General features: G+C 57.7%; 1 protein-coding gene and 1 pseudogene. One reads left to right on the top strand and one right to left on the bottom strand.

Features of this window, described 5'->3' with window-relative positions:
* A pseudogene (locus EN906_RS32030) lies at nt 1-933 on the bottom strand (polysaccharide biosynthesis protein); the annotation flags it as partial.
* Nucleotides 934-1,254: 321 nt separating this feature from the next.
* Here EN906_RS32030 and EN906_RS32025 point away from each other — a divergent pair.
* A partial coding sequence (locus EN906_RS32025) for an ABC transporter permease (protein WP_245484375.1) occupies nt 1,255-2,085 on the top strand: 831 nt, incomplete at its 3' end.

The following is a 2,085-nucleotide window of genomic DNA, read 5'->3' as shown; positions in this document are numbered from 1 at the left end:
GCCGGTCACCAGAACGCGTCTGCCGCTGACAAAGGCGCCGATGCGCTGGATGTCGGACGCGACCGCCGGACGGCGCAGGATCGTTTCCATCTCGACGGTGTCGAGAACCAGCTTTCCGTGCTGTTCCAACTCCGAAAGGCCTGAGAACTGCACCACATTTATGTCGCCGTGCCGGGCAATGCGCACGAGTTCCGAATAGTCCTCGATTTCGTGCTCGGCGCCGCTGCCGAAAATCAGCAGGTCCAGGCTTTTGGTGCCGGTCGCGTAATCTTCCAGGACATCGATCAGACGCGGCAGGGTCGCCACCACGGGAACACCCTGAATCCGCGTGCCCAATGGCGCGCCGCGCTCGGTCGCCATGATGCCTGCGATGGAATAGTCAGCCGGTTGCGCCGTGCGCGTGAAGCGAATGATCAGGTCGGCCTCGCCGAGCCGGCCAACGAACAGCGCGCGCTTGGGCTCAGTATCATCGGACTTGCGGCCAAGAATGCCCCAGCTCGCGCCGTCACGCAGGAAGCGGTAGAATAGCCGGGGTGCCGATATGATGGTGAAGGAGACGAGGAAGAAGACGATGAACTGACGCTCGTTGAGCCCCGCCACCGGCCGGTAAAAACGCAGCAGCAGCGATGCCATGTAAAGAGTGAACGTCAAAATCGCGCAGCTCTTCAGGATGTTGAAAAAGTCCGGCGTCGAGGCGAAGCGCCAGACGGTGGTGTAGAGGCCACTGTAGCGGAACAGCAAATGGCTGATGACGACGATGCCCGCCCATGTCGCCAGACCCTCCTTGGAGAGCGCGTCGAACGAAAGATTAGACCGCGAAAGCACGAGGCTGAGTGCCACGGCGACCAGGACCATGACCACGTCCTGGACCATGATGAAGGCGCGCCGCATCTGTGGCCTGAGCCCGAACACAGCTTCTAGGTGGGAATTCATTGGACGGCACTAGACTCCAGGCTCAAGGGCATCGACACCAGCGAGGTGCGAACACGAAGTTACTTCGCGACCAATCACCTTGCTCAAGTGCTATCCCCGGCCCCCGCCGTCCTATATCGCATACTTCGGGGGCGGGGGCATAGCTAGAGGTTTTTTTTCGGACAAGAGGCTTCCAGTGGAGAACATGGATCATGCTCGGGCGATTGCCGTAAAGTCAACATTATCAAACGCTAATAGATAAGCCACGCAGCATCAGCATGCGCTCAGTTTTGCCGCAGTTGACTCTGCTCCCCACCGCGTTACGACGCAATGCGTTGCCATATGCCCATCGAAATGGCTATTAGAGACGGGCTTGGTGGTTCGCTATGGCCAGCGAAGAATAATGCGCCAGAACAACGGATTGCGATACTCCCAGCTATGATTGCGGCACTAAACGGCGCTTTTGACGACATCTCAAAGGCCATGAGATTACACCGGGTCTGGATCGCGCTTGCCCACGAGGACATCGGCGATCAGCACAGACGCACGACGCTCGGCCCGCTTTGGATGCTGGTCAATTATCTGGCATTCATTGGCACTTTCATCTTCGTTTTCAAGACCAAAGACACGGATTCGGCCGGATACACGGCCTATGCTTCGATCGGCCTGGTTGTCTGGTTCTACCTCATGGAGATGATCAGCCTGAGCGTGCCCCTGTTCTCCCGCGAAGCCAGTTTCATTCAAGGCACGAGGCTGCCACTCTTCGTGTATGTGATGCGGCTGACGGTGCAATGTGTCATCCGAGCGAGCTATTCGGTGGCGGGTTGCATCGTCATCCTGCTGCTGAGCGGCTTGGGAATCAGCGCTGAGTGGCTATTGTCTGTCCCGGGGTTATTGCTGATTGTGCTCGCGACCCCTGCAATCGTAACGGTTTTCGCATTCCTGGGTGCATTCTTTCCCGATGCCCAGTTCATCGTCGGCAACATCATGCGGGTCGGTACGTTTCTTACGCCAGTCTTCTGGGCCTATCATGGGCAAGGCGGTATACAGAACTATGCCTATCATTGGAATCCGTTCACATATTTTCTGGAAGTGGTGCGCGCGCCAATCGCGAGCGGCGACTTCCCAATGCATGCCTTTGCTGTGACCGCCTACATCTCTTTGGCTTTCTGG

The sequence above is a fragment of the Mesorhizobium sp. M7A.F.Ca.CA.004.06.1.1 genome (assembly GCF_003999135.1).
GTDB lineage: Bacteria > Pseudomonadota > Alphaproteobacteria > Rhizobiales > Rhizobiaceae > Mesorhizobium.
Note: the sequence above shows the minus strand (reverse complement) of the source record. Positions and strands in the feature narration are given on the sequence as shown.